Consider the following 19,980-nt stretch of genomic DNA (forward strand, 5'->3'; position numbering starts at 1 on the left):
GTCATCGTATCAGGGTAATCGACCCTTTCTTTTCTACTTTCTTACCATCCTGCAGCGTTGCTTCCAGATAGTATACATACACGCCTACCGGTTGTTTCCTGCCGTTCATGGTGCCATCCCAGCCGGTCTTCTGATCGCGGGATTCAAACACCTTCTGACCCCACTGGTTGTATACGACCAGGCGCATGCTGGTGATGGTATTACCGTAAACCAGTAAGATATCGTTGTTACCGTCGCCGTTCGGCGTAAAGGCATTCGGCACGAAGATCTCATCACCCAGCGGATTGTCGGAACCATCGGTATACGGCTCGGACCATGCGCTGTTTTCACATTCGGTTTCACCGATGGCCCTTACCTTGATCGTTACCTTCTGGGTAGGCTCGAGCTCGTCCACCGTATAGGTGGTGCCGTCTACGGAGAGGGTATCGCCGAAGGTGGTTCCGCCGTCTTTGCTGACCGTCACCTGATAGCCTTCCGCACCGGCTACCGCGTTCCAGGCAAAGGTGATGCTGGTACCGGTTTTCTTATCCGTACGGATCACCGGAGCCGGCAGCTGGGTCCTTACGTGCACGGTGGCCTGTGTACGGGTGGTGCTGCTGCATCCGCCGTCGCCGGACACGGCTTCCACATAATAATCAGTGGTGGCGTCCAGCCCGGGGGTGGTAAATTCGGCGCCGGTAAATACGGCGTCCCCGCCCGATGCCTGCGTATACCATTTGAAGATCACACCCGGATCGTCGGAGCTGGCCTTGAGCGTAGCCGGGGTTCCCGGGCAGATGTTATCCGTCGTCACGTCCACCTTGGGCGCTGCCGGAGCTTCTACCACATTTACGGTAACCTTTGTACGGGCCGTGCCGCTGCCGCAACCGTTCTTGTTGGTGGCTTCCACGTAGTAATCCGTGGAAACGCTCAGGGACGGCGTGGTAAAGCTGGATCCGCTGCCGACTTTGTTGCCGCCGGTGGGCGCATCATACCAGTCGTAAACCACATCCGCTTCGGCATCCTTGATCTTCAGGGTGGCCGTCATGCCTTTGCAGACGGTCAGATCGCTGGCATCGGCATCGATCACCGGTGCGTCGGGAACCTCGCTCACCTTAACGGTAACGGCGGCACGATTGTCACTGGATCCGCAGCCGTTCTTATTCACGGCTTCTACATAATAGGTAGCATCCTTGGTCAGTACGGGAGTGGTAAAGGAGGTCCCGGTTGCCACCGGGGTTCCTCCTTTTTCCGTTATATACCAGTTGTATGTTATGTCGGCATCCGGATCCTTGATCTTTACCGTGGCTGTCTGACCCGTGCAAACAGACAGGTCGCTGGCGGCCACATCTATCGTCGGCGGTGCAGGCAGGGGGTTCACTTTAACCGTTACTTTCACCCGACCTGTGGCGCTTCCGCAGCCGCCGGCATTCACGGCTTCTACATAGTAGTCCGTGGTGGCCGTCAGCGCCGGTGTGGTAAGGGAAACGCCCGTACCTACCTGGGTACCGCCCGTGGGAGCATCGTACCAGTTATAGGTGATCCCGGATTCCGGATTCCGGATTTTTATGGTGGCGGATTCCCCGCTGCAGATACTCAGGTTGCTGCCGGCGATGTCGATTACCGGCGGATTGGGCAACGGCGTCACCGTTACGGTTACAGCTTTGGCCTGATCCGGCGCATTTTCACAGAATCCATCGCCCTGTACCGTCACATAGTAAGTGGTGGTCTTATCCAGGGTCGGTTCGAAGGTAGCTCCGGTGAACACCTTGTCGGTCAGCTTGCTGTCTGTATACCAGTTGAATACCGGGTTCGGCACGGTGGTGCTGCTGGCCATCAGGGTAGCGGTAGTGCCGGCGCAGATGGCTGCGTCGTTGCCGCTTACCGTAATGTCGCCGGCAGTGGCATGCGGATTCACGGTCACCGTTACGGCCTTGGCCTGATCCGCACCATTTTCGCAGAAGCCATCGCCCTGTACCGCCACATAGTAAGTGGTGGTCTTATCCAGTGCGCCGGTAGTATAGGTAGCCCCGGTGAACACCTTATGGGTGAGCTTGCTGTCGCTGTACCAGGTAAATACTGCATTGGGCACCTTGGCGCTGCTGGCGGTCAGCGTAGCCTTTTCACCGGCACAGATCGGGTCGCTGTTACCGTTCACGGTAATATCGCCCGGCTGACCTTCCGGATTTACGGTTACGGTGATGGCCTTGGCCTGATCCGGGGCGTTTTCACAGAAGCCGTCGCCCTGTACCGTCACGTAGAAAGTGGTGGTCTTATCCAGCGGGCCGGTGGTATAGGCCGCTCCGGTGAACACCTTATTCGTCAGCTTGCTGTCGGTGTACCAGCTGAATACCGGGTTGGGTACTGTGGTGCTGCTGGCCGTCAGCGTGGCTTTTCCACCGGCACAGAGGGCATCGGTGTTGCCGCTTACGCTGATATCTCCGGCGGTAGCCCTCGGGTTCACCGTGATGGTGACGCTGGCTGCATCGCCTACCGCATTTTCACAGAAGCCGTCGCCCTGTACCGTCACATAGTAGGTGGTGGTCGTGGCGGGCGTTGTTTCAAAAGTAGCCCCGGTGAACACCTTATGCGTAAGGTTCTTATCGGTATACCAGCTGAATACGGGGTTGGATACCGTAGTGCTGCTGGCGCCGAGCACAGCCTTCAGACCCTTACAGATGATGCCTCCGCCTTCCAGCTTGATATCGGCTGCCGTTGCTTTCGGATTTACGGTCACCTTCACGCTCTTCGCATCGTCCGGTGCGTTTTCGCAGAAGCCGTTGCCCTGTACCGTCACATAATAAGTGGTGGTAGCGGTGGGGCTGGTGGTATAGGAAGCGCCCGTATGTACCTTATGCGTGAGCTTGCTGTCGGTATACCAGGAGAAGATACCGTTCTTCACCTTTGTGCTGCTGGCCGTCAGGGTCACCGATTCACCGATGCAGAGCGTATCTCCGGCGCTTACGGTGATATCGGCGGCAGTAGCCTTCGGATTTACCGTTACGGTCACCGCCTTTGCATTGGCGGGCTTGTTCTCACACATGCTGGCGCTCTGTACCGTTACATAGTAGGTGACGGTAGCGGCGGGCGTGAGGGTAAAGCTGGCGCCGGTATGCGCTTTCGTCTTCAGGTCCTTGTCGCTGTACCAGGTGAATACCGGACTATCCGTCACCGTGGTGCTGGAAGCCGTGAGGGTTACGGATTCACCGGCGCAGATGGTATCGCCCTTGGCGACGATATCGCTGGCCTGAGCGCCGTCTTCGACGGTCACTTTCACCGGCACGCGCGTCGGGTTGGCGCAGCCATCGTCATGACGGCTGGCTTCTACCCAGTAGGTAGTGCTGGCGGTGAGCGAATCCGGGGTCGTTATTTTGGCGCCTGTGCCCACCAGGGTACCGCCGCTGGCCTGATCGTACCACTTGTAGTCCACGCCTGCTGCGGGCTTCTTCACTTCCAGCGTCGCTTTCTGATCGTGGCAGATGGTTACATCCGGCACATCGGCTTTTGCGGGTATGGGCACCAGGGCGGAGCTGTAGTAGATATGCAGCTTGCCGCCGATGGCTACATTCACCGCGCCGTGGGCATAGATGGCCATGGAGGTAAAGTCCTTCGTGGCCACGAAGCTGAGGATGCCGGCCCCGTTGCCGCCGGTCAGCAGCCGGAGGTTGATCAGTGCGTTGTCATCCAGATCGGTTTCATCATTATTATCGGTGGTGCCGTTAAAGGTCCGCACCGAGACGTTGTTCAGTATGCCCAGCGAAAGCGTGGTGGAGCCTGTGCCCAGCTTGATGTGTACGCTGTCGCCTTTCCTTACGGTGAAGGGGAAGATCAGGCGCTGGCCGTAGCGGCCCAGCACATTGGCGATCGGGCGGACATCCGAAGCGGTATTGCCATCGTTATCCACGGCCAGGCCGCCGTCGTTGGTATTGCCGAGGCTGATGCCGGTGCTGTATTCCTGTTCGGAAGTAGCCCAGCTACAGGGCATTTCACCGCTGCCCAGTATCTGTACGGACAGCTGTACCCGCTGGCTGCTGCAGCCGCTGGCGTTCACCGCTTCCACGCTGTAGGTGGTGCTGCTGTGAAGGGCCGGCGTGGTATAGCTGCTCTTGCCGCGGGCTGCGGTGATTTCGTTGCCGGAGGCATCGTACCACTTATAGGTAATGCCCGCCGGCGTGGTCCCCAATACCTGGAAGGTCACGGTCTGACCGTCGGGTATGCTGGCGGTGGTCGGCGTTACGGCCGGGGCATCGGGCAGCGGGTTCACCGTTACGGTTACCTGTACACGGCCGCCGGCTGCGCCGCAGTCGTTGTCGTTGATGGCTTCCACCCAGAAGCTGGTGGTGGCCGTAAGACCCATAGCCGTGGTAAAGGTGGAACCCGTAGCGATGGGCGTACCGCCGGTTTCGGAGGCATACCAGTTGTAGGTCACCCCGCTCTGCGGACCCTTAAGCGCCAGGGTGGCTTTTTCGTCCGAGCAGATCTCCAGGGTGCTGGCTGCCGGATCGATCACCGGCGGAGCCGGCAACGCATTCACCGTGATATTCACTACGGTACGGCCGCCTTCGTTGGTGCAGCCTCCGGTAGTGCTTACGGCTTCCACATAATATTTCTTCACGCCGGGCTGGGTGAGCGCCGGCGTTGTAAAGCTGGTGCCGGTAGCCACCTTGGTACCGCCGGTAGCCTGCTCATACCAGTTATAGATTACGCCGGTGGCCGGAGCCTGCAGGACGAGGGTAGCCTTTTGACCCACGCAGACGGTCAGATCGCTGCCTGCGGCATCGATCACCGGTGCATCCGGGCGCGGGTGTACGGTTACGGCTACCTGGGTACGTCCGCCGCCGTTACCGCAACCGCTGGCATTCACCGCTTCCACGTAATAGGTAGAATCTTTTGTCAGGGCGCCGGTGGTCACGCTGGCGCCGGTATATACGATCTTCCCGCCGGTAGCGGCATCATACCAGTTATAGGTCACCGATCCGTCGGTCACCGGATTGCTGATGGCCAGGGTAGCCTTTTCACCGCTGCAGATTTCGATCGCAGCAGATTCCACGGTCGGCGGCGCCGGTTTCGGATTCACCGTCACGGTCACTTTCACGCGGCCGCCTTCGTTGATACAGCCGGTAGCGCTGTTCACGGCTTCCACCCAGTACTCGCCGGCATCGGCAGCTGCGGGAGCAGCGATCTCAAAGGAAGCGCCGGTGAATATGGCGGCGCCGCCGGTGGCGTTTCTGTACCATTTATAGTCAACCCCGGTTTGCGGGTTGGTTACTGTCAGTACTGCCGGTTCGCCGTTGCAGGTCACCACATTGGCAGATTCCACGGTGGGTCTGGCCGGGGACGGGTTCACCGTCACCTTCACGGCCTTGCCGGTATTCGGAGCATTCTCGCAATACCCGTCGCCTATTACGGTCACATAATAAGTGACGTCCGCGGTCGGGGTAACGGTATACGTTGCTCCCGTATGTACCTTTTGGGTCAGGGCGGCGTCGCTGTACCAGCTGAATACGGCATCGGGGATCTTGGAGCTGGCGCTCAGGGTCACGTCTTCTCCTTTGCATACCGGAGCCGGGGCCGGGGCCGTAATATCGGCAGCGGTAGCTTTCGGGTTCACCTTCACGGTCACCGACAGGGCATTTTCCGGTTTGTTTTCACAAACGATGTTGCCGGCATTATCGGTACCCTGCACCGTTACATAGTAGGTGGTGGTGGTTGCGGGCGATACGGGATAGGTAGCGCCGGTATGTACCTTATGCTGCAGGTCCTTATCGCTGTACCAGCTGAATACCGCATTCTTCACGGTGGTGCTGGAGGCGGTCAGCGCAGCGCTTTCACCGGCGCAGAGGGTATCGCCTTTGGCGGTGATATCGGAAGACATGGCGCCTTCGTCCACGGTTACCTTCACCGGCACGCGGGTCGGGTTGGCGCAGGTGCCGCGCAGGGCTTCCAGCCAGTAGGTCATGTCTGCCGTCAGCTTCGGTGTGGTGAAGCTGGTTCCGGTAGCTACGGCGGTGCCGCCGCTGGCCTGTTCATACCATTTATAGGTAATGCCGTCTGCGGGGTCTTTCACGCGGAGGGTGGCGGACTGGTCGTGACAGATCCGCACGTTTGCAGAGTCCGCAACAGGATCGGGCACCGGCGCAGAAGCGTAGTACACATATATCTTGCCGCCGATGCTGACGTTCACGGCGCCGTGAGCGTAGATAGCCAGCTTATTGAAGTCCTTGGTGGCGGCAAAGCTCAGCTCTCCTGCATTGGCGCTGCCGGTCAGGAGGTGCAGTTTCACGAGGACGTTGTTGTCCAGATCCAGCTCGTCGTTATTATCCGCTGTGCCGTTGAAGGTACGTACGGAGATGTTTTCCAGCAGACCGAGGGACAGGGTGGTCGCTCCGCTGCCCAGCTTGATCCGTACGGTATCCCCGGCATGTATGGTGAAGGGGAAGCTCAGCTGCTGACCGTAGCGGCCCAGCACATTGGCGATCGGACGGATCTGGGAGAAGCTGTTGGCGTCGGCATCCACGGCGGCGTCACCGTCCGTGAGGTTACCCAGGCTGATGCCGGTGCTGTATTCTTCCTGCATGGTGGCCCAGTCGCAGGGCACTTCGCCCGGTGCGAGGAGCTGTACGCTCAGCTGGGTACGTGCGCCGGCGCAGCCGTTGCCGTTATCGCTCACCGCTTCCACGCTGAAGGTAGCGGGGGCGGTGATGGCGGGGGTAGTAAAGCTGATCTTGCCGCGGGCAGACGTGATCTCGTTGCCGGAGGCATCGTACCAGCGGTATTGTACGCCGGTTACAGGATTGCTTATGGTAAAGGTCGCGGTGTTACCGGACAGTACTTTTTGGGTCGTCGGGTCCACCTGCGGGGCATCCGGTTTCGGATTTACCGTTACCGGCACTTCCACGCGGCCGCCGGCAGCGCCGCAGTCGTTGGCGTTTACGGCTTCCACCCAGTAGCTGGTGTTAGCGGTCGGCGCCGGTACGGGGCTGAAGCTGGTACCGGTAGCCAGGGCGGTGCCGCCGGTGGCCGAGCTGTACCACGAATAGGTGACCCCGGTCTGCGGGTTCAGCAGGGTGAGCGTTACGTTTTCGCCCTCGCAAAGCGAGAGGGTACTGTTGGCGGGATCGATCACCGGTTTGGACGGCAGGGCATTTACCGTTACATCCACTTCGGTACGGCCGCCGTCATTGATACAGCCGCCCTTGGTATTTACCGCTTCTGCATAATACTTCTTCGTCCCTGCGGTATTTAGCACAGGCGTGGTAAAGGTAGCGCCGGTGCCGACCTTGGTACCGCCAGTGGGCGCATCGTACCAGTTATAGGTAACCCCGGTCTGCGGAGCCTGCAGTACCAGCACGGCTTTTTCGCCGGCGCAGACGGTCAGGTTGCTGTTGGCGCTGTCGATGACCGGAGCATCGGGCAGCGGGGTTACCGATACCTTCACCTGGGTGCGGTCGTCGGTGCTGGCGCATCCGTTGGTGTTGGTGGCTTCCACATAATAAGTGGAGTCGTGCTGCAGGGCCGAGGTCGTTACCGAAGCGCCCTGGTATACGGGGGCGCCGCCGGTGGCGGTGGTATACCATTTATAGATGACGCCGGTCTGCGGGTCCTTCACCTTCAGGGTGGCCGGGCTGCCGAAGCATACCGTCACCACGGCGGAATCCACTTCGGGCGCCTGGGGCAGGGCATTTACGATTACCTCAACTTTCACACGGCCGGCGGTATCGATACAGCCGGTAGTATTGTTCACGGCTTCCACCCAGTAGCTGCCGGCATCAGCTGCGGCGGGGCTGCTGATGGTATAGGTGCTGCCGTCGGGACTGCTGGTATTGGGCAGGGCAGTGCCGCCGGTTTCGGCGGTATACCATTTAAAGGTCACACCGGCCTGGGGGTTGGTCACTTTCAGGATGGCCGGAACACCTACGCAGGTGATGACGTTATCCGAAGCTACGACGGGCTTGTCGGGCGCCGGATTCACTTTTACCTGCACTTCCTTGGCATTGCCCGGCGTGTTTTCGCAAACGCCCTCACCCTGTACGGTCACGTAGTAGGTGGTGGTGGCGCTGAGCTCGGGCGCATAGGTAGCGCCGGTAAATACTTTATGGGTCAGTTCTTTGTCGCTGTACCAGCTGAATACGGGGTTGGTGATGCCGGTGGCGCTGGCTTTCAGCGTGGCCTGTTCTCCGACGCAAAGGGCGGCGGGAGCATTGACGGTGATATCGTCGGCGGTAGCGCCCGGTTTCACATGTACGGTTACGGAAGCGCGGGTCGGGTTGGCGCAGCCGGTGGCACTGCGTACGGCTTCTACCCAGTAGGTAGCGTCGGCGCTCAGGGAATCGACCGTGAAGGTCTTACCGCTGGCGTCGCTGTTGGCCAGCGGGGTGCCGCCGGTCTCCTGGTCATACCATTTATAGGATACGCCGGCAACCGGGTCTTTTACCTGGAGCGTTACGCTTTCGTTCTGGCATACGGTAGTATCCGTATACGTTACTTCCGGATCCGGCACCTGTGCTTCGGCATAATAGATATGCAGCTTGCCGCCGATGCTCAGGCTCAGGGTGCCATGTGCGTAGAGCGCAAGACCGTTGAAGTCCTTGGTCGCTTTAAAGCTGATGATACCCGCATCGGAGCTGCTGGTCAGCAGGCGCAGCTTCACGAGCGTATTGTCATCCAGGTCAAGCTCATCGTTATTATCGGTTGTTCCGTTGAAGGTCCTCACGGAAATGCTCTGCAGCAGGCCGAGCGAGAGGGTGGTAGACCCGGTGCTCAGCTTGATGCGGATGGTATCTCCTGCCTTACCGGTGAAGGGGAAGGTCAGCTTCTGACCATAGCGGGCATTCAGCGCCGTCAGGATAGGACGGATATCGGAAGCCGTATTGGCATTGTCGTCTATCGCCTGCGCTCCGCTGGTCAGGTTGCCAAGGGCGATGCCGGTGAAGTATTCTTCTGCGGAGGTGGCCCAGCTGCAATGGCTGTTGCCGCCGCCGATCACTTCAAGCACCACGGTATCGCGGGTAGCGCTGGGACAGCCGTTGCCGTTGTCGCTCACCGCTTCCACGTAATAGGTAGCGTTGGCCGTGGGATTATTGATGGTAAAGGTAGTACCGCTGTGCACCAGGGTACCGCCGGTAGCTGCGTTGTACCAGTTGTATTTGATCCCCGTCTGCGGAGCCTGTACCGTAAAGGTGGCATCCGTACCGGCGGGAACGCTGAGGTTATGCGGGCTTACCTTCGGCTGAGCCGGCAGCGGATTGGCGGTTACGGTCACCTTTACGCGACCGCCGCCGTTCACACAGCCGCCGCCGTTGGCAGCCTCCAGGTAGAATACGGAGTCGGCCATAACCGGTCCGGTGGTGATGCTGGCGCCGGTATGCAGCAGCACGCTGTCGGCGCTGTACCAGTTATAGGTGATACCGGCTTCGGCATTGGTCACAGAGAGGGTGGCGGAATCGCCGAGGCAGACAGCCACGTTGGCAGACGCCGGAACGGGGTCGGCAGGCGGGTTGGTTACGATCACGGTAACGGGCGTACGCACCGGGCTGGGACATCCGTCGCGTTCCACTTCCGCGTAGTAGACGGTATTAGCGCTCAGGTTCGGTGTTTCGAAGGTAAGGCTGTTCTGCTGCAGCGCTGTACCGCCGGTGGGCACATCGTACCAGTTGACGATATCGCCGGCAGCCGCGGTGACTTCGAGCGTGGCCTTCTCGCCTTTACATATGGTTACCGTATCTTCTCCGCCGGCGGGTACGGCCGGTGAGAAGTACTGCTCGGCGTAATAGAGATTGAGCGTCTTGGCTGCATTCAGCGTACCGCCGATGCTTACCAGGATACCGTCGTAATCGGCATCGGCCGGCAGGACTACCGAGTAGCGGGAAGTGCCCGTCAGCAGGTTAACATCCAGGATCTGCGGGTTGTAGCTTTGGTTGGCGCTGCCCGGAGCGGGAGCATTGCCCTGATAGAGGCGGAAGCGGATATTGTCGTTCAGGCCGGCATCCAGGAGGCCGGTGGTTTCGCCGATGATGAGGCGGATGGAATCTCCTTTTATCCCGGCATGCTGGAAGCGCACCAGCTGTCCGATATATTGTCCATCAAGGAGAATGCCTGCACCGAGCAGCAACCGGATATCTGAAGCGGTGGTTTTGTCGTTATCCACAGCATTGCCGGCATTGTATACATTACCGATGCTCACGGTCAGGGCGCCGCCCGTGAAGACGGGGCTCGTCTGGGCGTCGGCCGCATTACAGGGCAGGTTGGTACCCGGCGGGATCATCATCACCAGTACGCGGGTACGCGGGCTGGCGCAGCCGCCGGCGTTGACGGCTTCGAGGTAGTAAACCTGGTCGGCGGTCACTTCCGGCGTGGTGAAGTCGGCGCCGCTCACTCCTGCGGTAACAGGATTGCCGGCGGCGTCATACCATTTATAAGTATAGGCGGAGTTCGGACCGGCGATATGGAAAGTATAGGTATCGCCCTTGGTTACGCTCACCGTGTCGGCGGCCAATACATGCGGTGCGGCCGGAGCGGCCCCGACATGCAGCACCACCTGGGTACGGCCCGGGCTTACGCAGCCTGCGGAGGCTACGGTTTCCACATACAGGTTCACGGTGCCGGTATCGGTTACGATATAACGGAGCGTATCGGTGCCGTTGTCGCGGATGAGGGCGCCGCCGGTGGCGGCATCATACCAGCGGTAGCCGGCGCTGTCGATGTTGGAAGAAGCGGTAAGCACCACGGTATCGCCGACACATACGTCCAGCGGGCCGGCGGGATCCACGGTAGGATCTTCCGGATTGGCTATGGTTACGGTCACCGGGGTACGCTGCGGATTTTCGCAGTCGAAGCGGGTGGCGCCAACATAATAGGTAGTCGTAGCCGTGAGGGCCGGCGTGGTAAAGGTAACGCCGGTATCGAGCGGCGGACCGCCTACGGCATCTTTGTACCAGCTGATGGTAGCGCCGGGGATCGGGTTGACCGAGAGGGTCACGGAATCGCCCGGGCAGGTCGTATAAGCGGAGTCAACCGGCACCGGAGTAGGCGGGGCGGCCGAGGCCAGGTATACATTTAAGCTGGTCAGCGCAGTCAGGGCGCCGCCGAGGCTCACCAATACCCCGTCAAAGGACTTGGAAGCGGGCAGGGTAACCCGGAACTTGTTGCCTCCGGCGAGCAGCGAAAGACGCACCAGGGAATTATCGAGGTTGATGTGGTCATCGTTGGCCGTAGTACCCCTGTAGGTTTCAAAGCGGATGTTCCCCAGGAGCTGGGCGTCGATCACGCCGCCCGGCACTTCGAGCACGAGGGACACGCTGTCGCCGGCAGCATACGTGTGCGGGAACTTCAGCAGCTGTCCGATATATCCTACGCCGACATTAGCCCGGATCGTGGAGGCGGTATTGTCATCCTCATCCACTGCGTTATCGGGGTTGGTCACGCCGCAGAGCAGACATATATTTATGGTTCCCGTGTATACAGGGCTCTGCTGCTGGTTGGCATAGCTGCAGGGCGTGTTCGGATTTGCGGAGCTGACCATCACCAGCAAGGGGCTACGCGGGCTGGCACAGCCGCCGGCATTGGTGGCTTCAAGCTCATAGGCATGGTCCGCAGTCAGCGCGGGCGTGGTGAAGGAGGTACCCGTACCGGCCAGGCTGCCGTCCGAAACGTCGTACCACTTGTAGGTGACGCCGGTCTCCGGATTGGCCACCTCGAAGGTCTGGGTGCTTCCCTCAAGTATGCTCACGGTATCCGCAGGCGTAGCATGCGGGGCAACCGGTGCTTCGGTTATGTGGATTTTTACCCCTGTACGGGTGGCGCTCACGCAGCCTGCAGGGGCCACGGTTTCCGCAAACAGCGAATCGTCCCCGAGGCGGGTAGCGATATACTGCAGGGTATCGGTGCCGTTATCCCGGATGAGGGTGCCGCCGGTGGCGGCGCTGTACCAGCGGTAAGTAGCGCTATCAATATTGGAAGAAGCAGTAAGGGTGACGGTGTCGCCGAGACAAAGGTTAATGGGGCCGGCAGGATCGATGCCGGGCTGGCTGGCTTCTACTACATTTACCGTGAATTCGGTCCTGTCGGAGACCATACCAGGACAAGCCGTTCTTGCAGCTTCTACATAAAGCTTATGGCGACCAAGTCCCAGATCGCTTCCTTTAGCGGTATAGGACGTGCCGGTGGTAACGAGGGTGCCGCCGGTGGGAGCGTCATACCAGTTATAGGTATTGGCGGGGTCAGGATTCTGGATGTCCAGCTTTTGTTCCTGATCCAGGCAGATGCTTATGGAATCGCCTACCGTGCCGCCTATACTTATCTGCGGGCGGGCAGGTACAATTTTTACTTCAAAGAGGTTCAGCGAGGCAAATACGTCGGCCAGGCCGCCCAGCCGCAGCTGCACTTTGTTGAACACGGCATTTGGCGCAAACGAAATATAGGCTTTGTTCGAGGATCCACTCAGCAGACGGAGCTTCAGCAGGCCGGAACCGCTGCCGATCACACCGGTGCTGGTATTGCCATTAAAGGTTTCGAGCTGGATGGAATTCAGCAGGTCGGCTTCCAGAAGCGTGCCGGGTACGGAAATCAGCATGCGTACGGAATCGCCCGGCTGGGAAAGCCCGGAGAAGATAACTGTTTCCTGGGTATAGGCGGCTACGCCGGCCTGTGCCAGAATCGTTGCGGAGGTACTTTCATTCCCATCTATGGCATTTTGCGGATTCGTTACGCTGCCGGTAAAGCCCGCTAAGTCTACGCTTGGAATATATTTCCCTACGCCGGTCAGCAGATCGATAGGCGTAGCGCTGCAACCGGAGGCGGCTCCGGCTTTATTAAAGTAGGCGTGATAGAGATCGAGTGTAACCCCTACACCGAGGGTTGGCTTTACCAGAACACGTACCCCGTCATAGGATACACCTGGTGTAAACGTCACTTCTGTCTGGTTGGCTCCTCCAAGAAGGGTAAGCAGTGAATTACCGGTATATACAGTACCTACCGGATTACCGTTGAGCGTAGCCTGTATTTCCACGCCACCCAGCAGATCCAGGATGGATGCACCAAGACCTATCTTCACCGTCACCGGATCAGTAGGGGCCGGCTTATCGGCACCTGTAAACTGAAGATTCTGCCAGGCCTGTATAAGCGCCAACGCTCCTACATTGGCGCGGAGCGTAGAATGCCTGTTTATCGCATCGGAGAGGCTGTTCTTTGTAACAGACTCTGCGGGATTCTGCACCTCCGACAAGGTTACCAACAGCACCTGCTTATCGCTATGTTGCTCTGTATTGGCATATACCCGGTGGGTCTGTGCAAATACGCTGCTGTTCAGGAAAAGACATGCTATCGGCAGGAGAAACAGATGCCATTTCGTGCTGTGGAGAACCCGCTTGAAAGAAGCAAGGGTAGATGTCGGTTTCATAGGCTAGCCCTTTACAGGAGATAGTTTTATAATTTTTTTGAGGTACTGTTTCAGCATGCGGCAAATAGGCGAACGGGTTAGCTGCCGTTCATACGCTGTTCATAGTTGCCACACGCCATACGACTACACATTACATACCGTAACAAAGATATCGTTACACAAGGGGCACAGCCTGTTCAGTTTATTCAGGATTGTGAACGTGCGTACCGTTTTTGAAGGGACTATAGTCTACCGGCATGGCCGCTGAGACGGCATGAGATGCAAACGGGCGCCCTGTTCAGATTTCCGGCTCATGTGTTCCGGACCGGTGAGCTTCATTCAACGCCCGCAGCTGAAGCCGGGCCTTGCCGGCGGCATCCCCCGCCGGCAAGGCAGCTTTTTGCCCAAAGGACAGCAGTGCGGAAGGATTTCCTCACCGGCCATTGTGAAATATCCGTAAACGTTAGGTAAGGACTCAGGAGGCTTCTGCCAGACGGTCCATCAGCCGCTCCTCGAGGGCAAAGCCGGGTTTTTTCATGAGCAGGGCCATTTCCCGCATGTAATGGGCCACCTTTTCAAAATCGTCCTGCCGCTTGTAACCTTCCACGAGCCAGATGCCGGCATACAGCTTTACCAGGGGCAGCCCGGCGCGACCCGCCAGCTGCCAGGCCTTGCTGCGCAGGGCTTCGGCTTTGCGGAACTGTCCGTCGTGCTGCAGCAGCAGGCTGTCCAGCAGGTGCATCCAGATCAGCTGCGAAGCGGTAAAATAAGTCTCTCCCCTCAGCGCATAGCGGCGCTGCAGGTGCCGGTGTATGCGGCGGGCATTCTTGTATTGCTTCAGCCGCATATACGCCTGCCCCAGCTCCACCAGCAGGAAGAGGGATATTCCCGTATCGTCGCGGTGCGAAAAAAGATAGGGGTGCAGTTCGCGGATCGCCGCAATAAAGCGGATCACCTCGGCGGGAGGACGGACCAGGACGTATACCATCAGGGCCAGGCGGTAGGACAGGGCCTGGGAGCCGTTCATCTGCTTTCCCCGGAGCTGCGCGGGAGGCTGCTGAATAAAATGGGCGATAGCAGAGAGGATCTCGTGCTCGGCGGGTTGCCCCGCCTGGGTATAATAACCCGCGAGAAACTGCAGGCACTTCAGGGGAGATATCGGATACTGGAGACGGAGGGGTTCGGAAGCGGCATGCTGTTTCAGCAAACGGAGGTAATACAGGAGCTTTTCCTTATCCAGCCGTGCAAGGGCATTCAACGCCAGCACGCAATACAGCTCGGAGCGGTCCTCCGGGAAGCTGGAGAAAGCCGCCAGAGAAAGCAGGGCGCCTTCGTAACCCGCCACGGCCACGTCAAAATCGAGCAACAGCGCGCCCGGGCAGAGCTGGCTGATCCGCATGAGGTGGCCCTGGGCGATGTCCTGCTCCTGCCCTGCCGGTCTTTCCTGCGAGAGCAGGTCGCCGGTGAAGAGCAGCAGCTGGTGTTTTTCCGCGGGCGACAGGCCGGTGCGGAACAATTCGCCTATGGCCGCAAACTCGCCGGAGCGGGCCGCATGGCGGACGATCCATTGCAGCAGGACGAGCTTTAACGGGGAGCGCCCGTACTCCCGTTCCACCTCCCTGAAAAGGGAACGGGAGAACTGCTGCTGATGCCGCTGTATCAGGTCCTGCGCTACAAAATATTCGAACAGGTTGTCGTAGACAAAACGGATGACCTCGCGGTGACGCATGGTATCGCTGCGGTTCTCCTCCATCCAGATGCCGTTGCTGATGAGCTCCTCGTAAGCTTCGGGATAACGGATGATCTCCTGCAGCAGCTGGTTTTTTTCCACCTGCCCTTCGCCGGACAGCCGGATAAAGCGGTTGATCAGCACCAGCTTTTCGGTACTGCGCTTGGTGAGATATATCTTTTTGAGCACGAACTCGGATACCAGCTCGTAAGCGGTATGCCGCCGCGTGTAACCAAAATCCTTCTCCTTTTCCCGCAGCTGGTAATACAGCTGCATATAAAAGGTGCTGCGCAGCTGCGAAAGCAGCCGCGCGGGCAACCGGTCCACCGTCACAGGCCGCCCTTCGATCTGGGTGAGCAGGGCGCCGACCTCGTCATTGCTCAGGGGCGGAATGTTGGAATGGGTCTCTTTCCGGAAGTACAGGCCCGGGTACCAGCTCCTTTTCAGGTACTCGGAGCTGTTCAGCTGCTCCTCCAGCATCATCCAGGTGGTAGAGCGCACGGCGATCACGAGCTTCATCCAGCTCAGGTTGTCGTTATAGCAGATCAGGTCGGTGATGTTGCTGAAGAGCTTTCCAAGCTGACCGTTATTAAATATGTATTCGTCAAAGCCGTCGAGGATGAGAAAAACCTTTCCGTTCACTTCCTCGGGATGTTTCTGAAAATACTCCCGGAAGCTGACTTCGCCCACAAGACCCATCTGCTCGTTGAACCAGTCGTCCAGCTGAAACCCGTAATTTCCCAGGCTGCTGATGATCCCCGCATTCACGAACCACACGATGCTGTTATGATAGGGGGAAGAAGGGTCGTTGAAGAATTTCTCCGTAAGATGGGCCAGCAGCACGGATTTGCCGGCCCCCGGAGGGGCAATGAAGGCGGTAAGCCGGTAAGGGCTCTGAATAAAATGGGCGAAGTCGGTCTCCGCAAACTGGCGCGGAATGGTCAGCTCGAAGGGAATACCGCAGCGATGGCGGATCGTTTTCAGGGTGATATCGGAGATCACGGAGGCCTTGTGGCGAAGGTTCCGCCAGTGGGTGGACTGTATGGTGATCTCCTCCTGGCTCATACCTTCCAGCGCCTGTATAAAGGCGTCCCAGCCGTTGAACCCCACATATTCGCACAAGGCGTTAACGGTGAAACGGGAAAAATTGTATTTGCGGGAGGCAAAACCGAAAAACCGTTTCAGCGTCGTTTCCGAAACCTGCTTTCCGGTGGTCTTTTGGACATCGAGTACGATCCGGCGGCAATCCCCGGGCGACAACGCGCTGACCCCGGCCTTGGAGCGGACATATTTTTTGAGGAGGTCAACGTAGTAGGGTAAGTCTTCATTCATGGGTTAGCAGAAATAAGATTCGTGTCAGCATAAACAGGGTCAGAAAATTGCCGAAATATGTACCAATCAGCCAGCCCCGGCTACCCGGCACGCCTGGCTTCCCGCTTCCTCTCCAGGTTTAGAAAATGTTCATAAGCATTTTGCGTATGGTAAAATGCTAAAGGTACAGGTACTGAATGGTCATTTATAGTGCGATGGACTAAAATGAACAAAATGAACAAATCGGTGAATGCGGGCATGGTAAAGGGTTTCAGAGGTTTTTGATGTAACATTATCGGCTACGGATCACCGACACGGATCATCCGTTGCCGGTCATTTCGTCATCCCGGGGGCCGGATTATTCCGCAGCAAGGCCGGATATAGGTGCAGTACAGGGACAGCATGTGGTTCTAAGGCAATTAATCTTTATTTTTACAACAGGTTTTTATTCAAAAAGTACGTGCAGTGGCGGATATCATCCAGCTTTTACCCGATAACCTGGCCAACCAGATTGCGGCCGGGGAAGTGATTCAGCGACCGGCCTCCGCGGTAAAGGAGCTGCTGGAAAACGCCGTAGATGCGGGCGCTGACCAGATCCAGCTGTTTATCGGGGATGCCGGCAAATCACTCGTACAGGTTGTGGATAACGGCTGCGGCATGAGCGAAACCGATGCCCGCCTTTGCTTCGAACGGCATGCTACCTCCAAAATCCGTTCCATAGATGATCTTTTCCGGATCCGTACCATGGGTTTTCGCGGCGAGGCCCTGGCCTCCATCGCCGCCGTATCGCAGGTAGAGCTGAAAACGCGACGGGCCGAAGAAGAGCTGGGCGTCCTTCTGGAGGTCGACAACAGCATCGTAAAGCGACAGGAGCCCTGCCAGTGCCCGGCCGGCACCAGCATCGCCATGAAAAACCTGTTCTTCAACATACCGGCGCGCCGCAATTTCCTGAAGAGCAACAACGTAGAGATACGCCATATCACCGAGGAGTTTATCCGGGTGGCGCTGGCCTTTCCCCACATCAGCTTCTCGCTGAACCAGGACGGGCAGGAGCAGTATCATCTTGAAAAAGGCTCGGCCAAGCAACGGATCGTTGCCCTGCTCGGCAGCGCCTACAACGCCAAGCTGATCAGCATCCGGGAAAGTACCGACTACATGAATATATACGGGTTTGCCGGCAAGCCCGAAACTGCAAAGAAAACCCGGGGCGATCAGTTCTTCTTTGTGAACAACCGCTTTATCCGGAGCGCCTACCTGCATCATGCCGTGATGGGCGCCTTCAGCGATATGATCCCGGCCGATACCTTTCCGCCTTATGTGCTGTTTATCGAGCTGGACCCCGCTCATGTGGACATTAACGTCCATCCCACCAAGCAGGAGATCAAGTTTGAAGACGAAAAGCTCATCTATGCTTTTGTACAGTCGGCCCTGAAGCATGCCCTGGCACGCTTCAGCATCACACCCGCGCTGGATTTCGACCTGGACCCCGGTATCCAGCAGCTGCCGGCCATCTCCCAGCCTTTTACCCCGGAGAAGCAGGAAGACGCCGCAAAGGGTAGCTTCTACCAAACCTTTACCCGGAAAAACCAGGCCCATTTCATCGAACAGGACAGCAACCTGCCGCATTGGAAAACGCTCTACGGCACGGCTGCATCCTCCGGCACGCCGCCCGCTCCCGGGCCGGAATCCGCTTCCCCGGCCGGCGGGGAACTGTATACGCCGGCAGAGGAACAGCCCGCGAAAGCACCCGTGCAGGTCCATACCCGCTATATCCTGCTGCAGATCAAGTCCGGCTTTATCCTCATCGACCAGCAGGCCGCGCATGAACGGATCCTCTATGAGCAGTTCCGGCAGGCTTTCGGCGAAGCGCCCGCCGCCACACAACAAAGCCTTTTTCCCCAAACCCTCCAGCTGAGCCCGGCAGATACCGCCCTTTTGCAGGATATGCTCCCCGACCTTCGTCAGCTGGGCTATGATATCGCCCCCTTCGGCGGGCAGGCTTTTATTATCCAGGGCATCCCCGCCGACATGGATCCGGGCAACGAACAGCAGACCCTCGAAGGCCTGCTGGAGCAGTTCAAACACTTCAGTCCCGGTCTTAAGGCCGACAAACGGGAAAGGCTGATCCGCTCCCTGGCCAGGCAGCAGTCGGTAAAGCCCGGGAAACCGATGGAAGGAAGAGAAATGCAGAACATCATCGACCGGCTCTTCGCATGCAGCCAGCCCCAGGTGGCCCCCGGCGGCGGACCCACCTATGTCAGCTTCCCGCTTGAAGAACTGGGAGCCCTGTTCGGACGTTAGTCCGTAATTTCTCCTACTTTTGCCGCACATATATAAAGTTTAAAGTCCAAAGTCTAAGGTTTATTTACAGGCAGATCAACTTTAGACGAGAGAAATCCAAAGTCCAAAGTTTAACGTCCAAGGTTCCTTTCCGGACGGATCAACTTTAGACCTCAGCCTTTAGATCTTAAACCAATTAACCGGAAACGCATTGATAATGAAAGATACTCCGTTCACCAGCCGGCACCTGGCGCTGGGCGCCAGGATGACCGAGTTTGCCGGATACCGCATGCCGCTCTCCTACACGGGCATCAACGACGAGCACATGGCCGTGCGGAACGGCGCCGGTGTATTCGACGTAAGCCATATGGGCGAGTTCATCCTGAAAGGCCCCCACGCGCTGGACCTGCTGCAGCGGGTCACCAGCAACGACGCCGCCCGGCTCAGCGCCGGAAAGGCCCAGTACAGCTGCCTGCTTAACGAAGCGGGAGGCATCGTCGACGATCTGCTTGTATACTGCCTGGAGGAAAACAAGGCATACATGCTGGTGGTAAATGCCGCCAACATCGAAAAAGACCTGGAATGGATCCGCAGCTATAATATCCACTCGGCGGAACTGCACGATATCTCCGGCAAGACCTGTCTGCTGGCCGTGCAGGGTCCGCAGGCCATACGCATCCTGCAGCCCCTTACCGGCACCGACCTGGCCGGCCTGAAGTATTACACCTTTGTAAAAGACACCTTTGCCGGCATAGACAATGTGCTGATCAGCGCCACCGGCTATACCGGCGCGGGAGGGGTAGAGCTTTATTTCGAAGACAAGGCCGACCATGCGCTCCGCATCTGGGATGCCCTCTTTGAAACCGGCGCCGCCCGGGGCCTCCGTCCTGCCGGCCTTGGCGCCCGGGACACCCTCCGTCTTGAAATGGGCTATTGTCTTTATGGCAACGATATCGATGAGACCACCACCCCGCTTGAAGCCGGGCTGGGCTGGGTGACCCGCTTCAGCAAGAACTTCTGCGGCCGCGCCGTACTGGAAAAGCAAAAAACCGAAGGCGTTTCCCGCCGGCTCGCCGGCTTTGAGATGCTCGACCGCGGCATCCCCCGGCACGGGTATGTCATCGAGGATGAAACAGGCGCCGCCATCGGCCGGGTGACCTCCGGCACCCAGTCGCCCGTCCTGGGCAAAGCCGTAGGATTGGGTTATCTGCCCCCCGCCCTGGCCGTCCCCGGCAACACCATATATATAAAGGTGCGCGACCGGGCCCTGAAAGCGGCCGTACGAAAAGTGCCTTTTGTATAAACA

4 protein-coding genes are annotated in these 19,980 nt (G+C 58.4%); 2 read left to right on the plus strand and 2 right to left on the minus strand.

From position 1 onward, the window contains the following. Position 1: 1 nt before the first annotated feature. Together ABD851_RS13080 and ABD851_RS13085 are read right to left on the minus strand one after the other, a co-directional pair. Positions 2 to 13,375: a T9SS type B sorting domain-containing protein gene (locus ABD851_RS13080; protein WP_344979983.1), complete on the minus strand. Its 13,374-nt coding sequence runs from the start codon at positions 13,373 to 13,375 to the stop codon at positions 2 to 4. 454 nt (positions 13,376 to 13,829) lie between these two features. Further along, positions 13,830 to 16,415: an NACHT domain-containing protein gene (locus tag ABD851_RS13085; RefSeq protein WP_344979985.1), complete on the minus strand. Its 2,586-nt coding sequence runs from the start codon at positions 16,413 to 16,415 to the stop codon at positions 13,830 to 13,832. A 444-nt stretch (positions 16,416 to 16,859) separates the two neighbouring features. Between ABD851_RS13085 and mutL the strand changes: the two genes are divergently transcribed. Then, a complete protein-coding gene (gene mutL, locus ABD851_RS13090; protein WP_344979987.1) occupies positions 16,860 to 18,695 on the plus strand; it encodes a DNA mismatch repair endonuclease MutL in 1,836 nt (611 codons plus the stop codon). 196 nt (positions 18,696 to 18,891) lie between these two features. Then, the gene (gene gcvT, locus ABD851_RS13095) at positions 18,892 to 19,977 is read left to right on the plus strand and encodes a glycine cleavage system aminomethyltransferase GcvT (RefSeq protein WP_344979989.1); all 1,086 of its coding nucleotides are present in this window, start codon (positions 18,892 to 18,894) and stop codon (positions 19,975 to 19,977) included. Positions 19,978 to 19,980 lie beyond the last annotated feature (3 nt).

This window comes from Compostibacter hankyongensis (assembly GCF_039541075.1).
GTDB classification, from domain to species: Bacteria; Bacteroidota; Bacteroidia; order Chitinophagales; family Chitinophagaceae; genus Compostibacter; species Compostibacter hankyongensis.

Bases quoted from the DNA above. Each gene is read 5' to 3' on its own strand.
- ABD851_RS13080 (WP_344979983.1), bottom strand. From the start codon at position 13,375: ATGAAACCGACATCTACCCTTGCTTCTTTCAAGCGGGTTCTCCACAGC.
- ABD851_RS13085 (WP_344979985.1), bottom strand. From the start codon at position 16,415: ATGAATGAAGACTTACCCTACTACGTTGACCTCCTCAAAAAATATGTC.
- gcvT (WP_344979989.1), top strand. From the start codon at position 18,892: ATGAAAGATACTCCGTTCACCAGCCGGCACCTGGCGCTGGGCGCCAGG.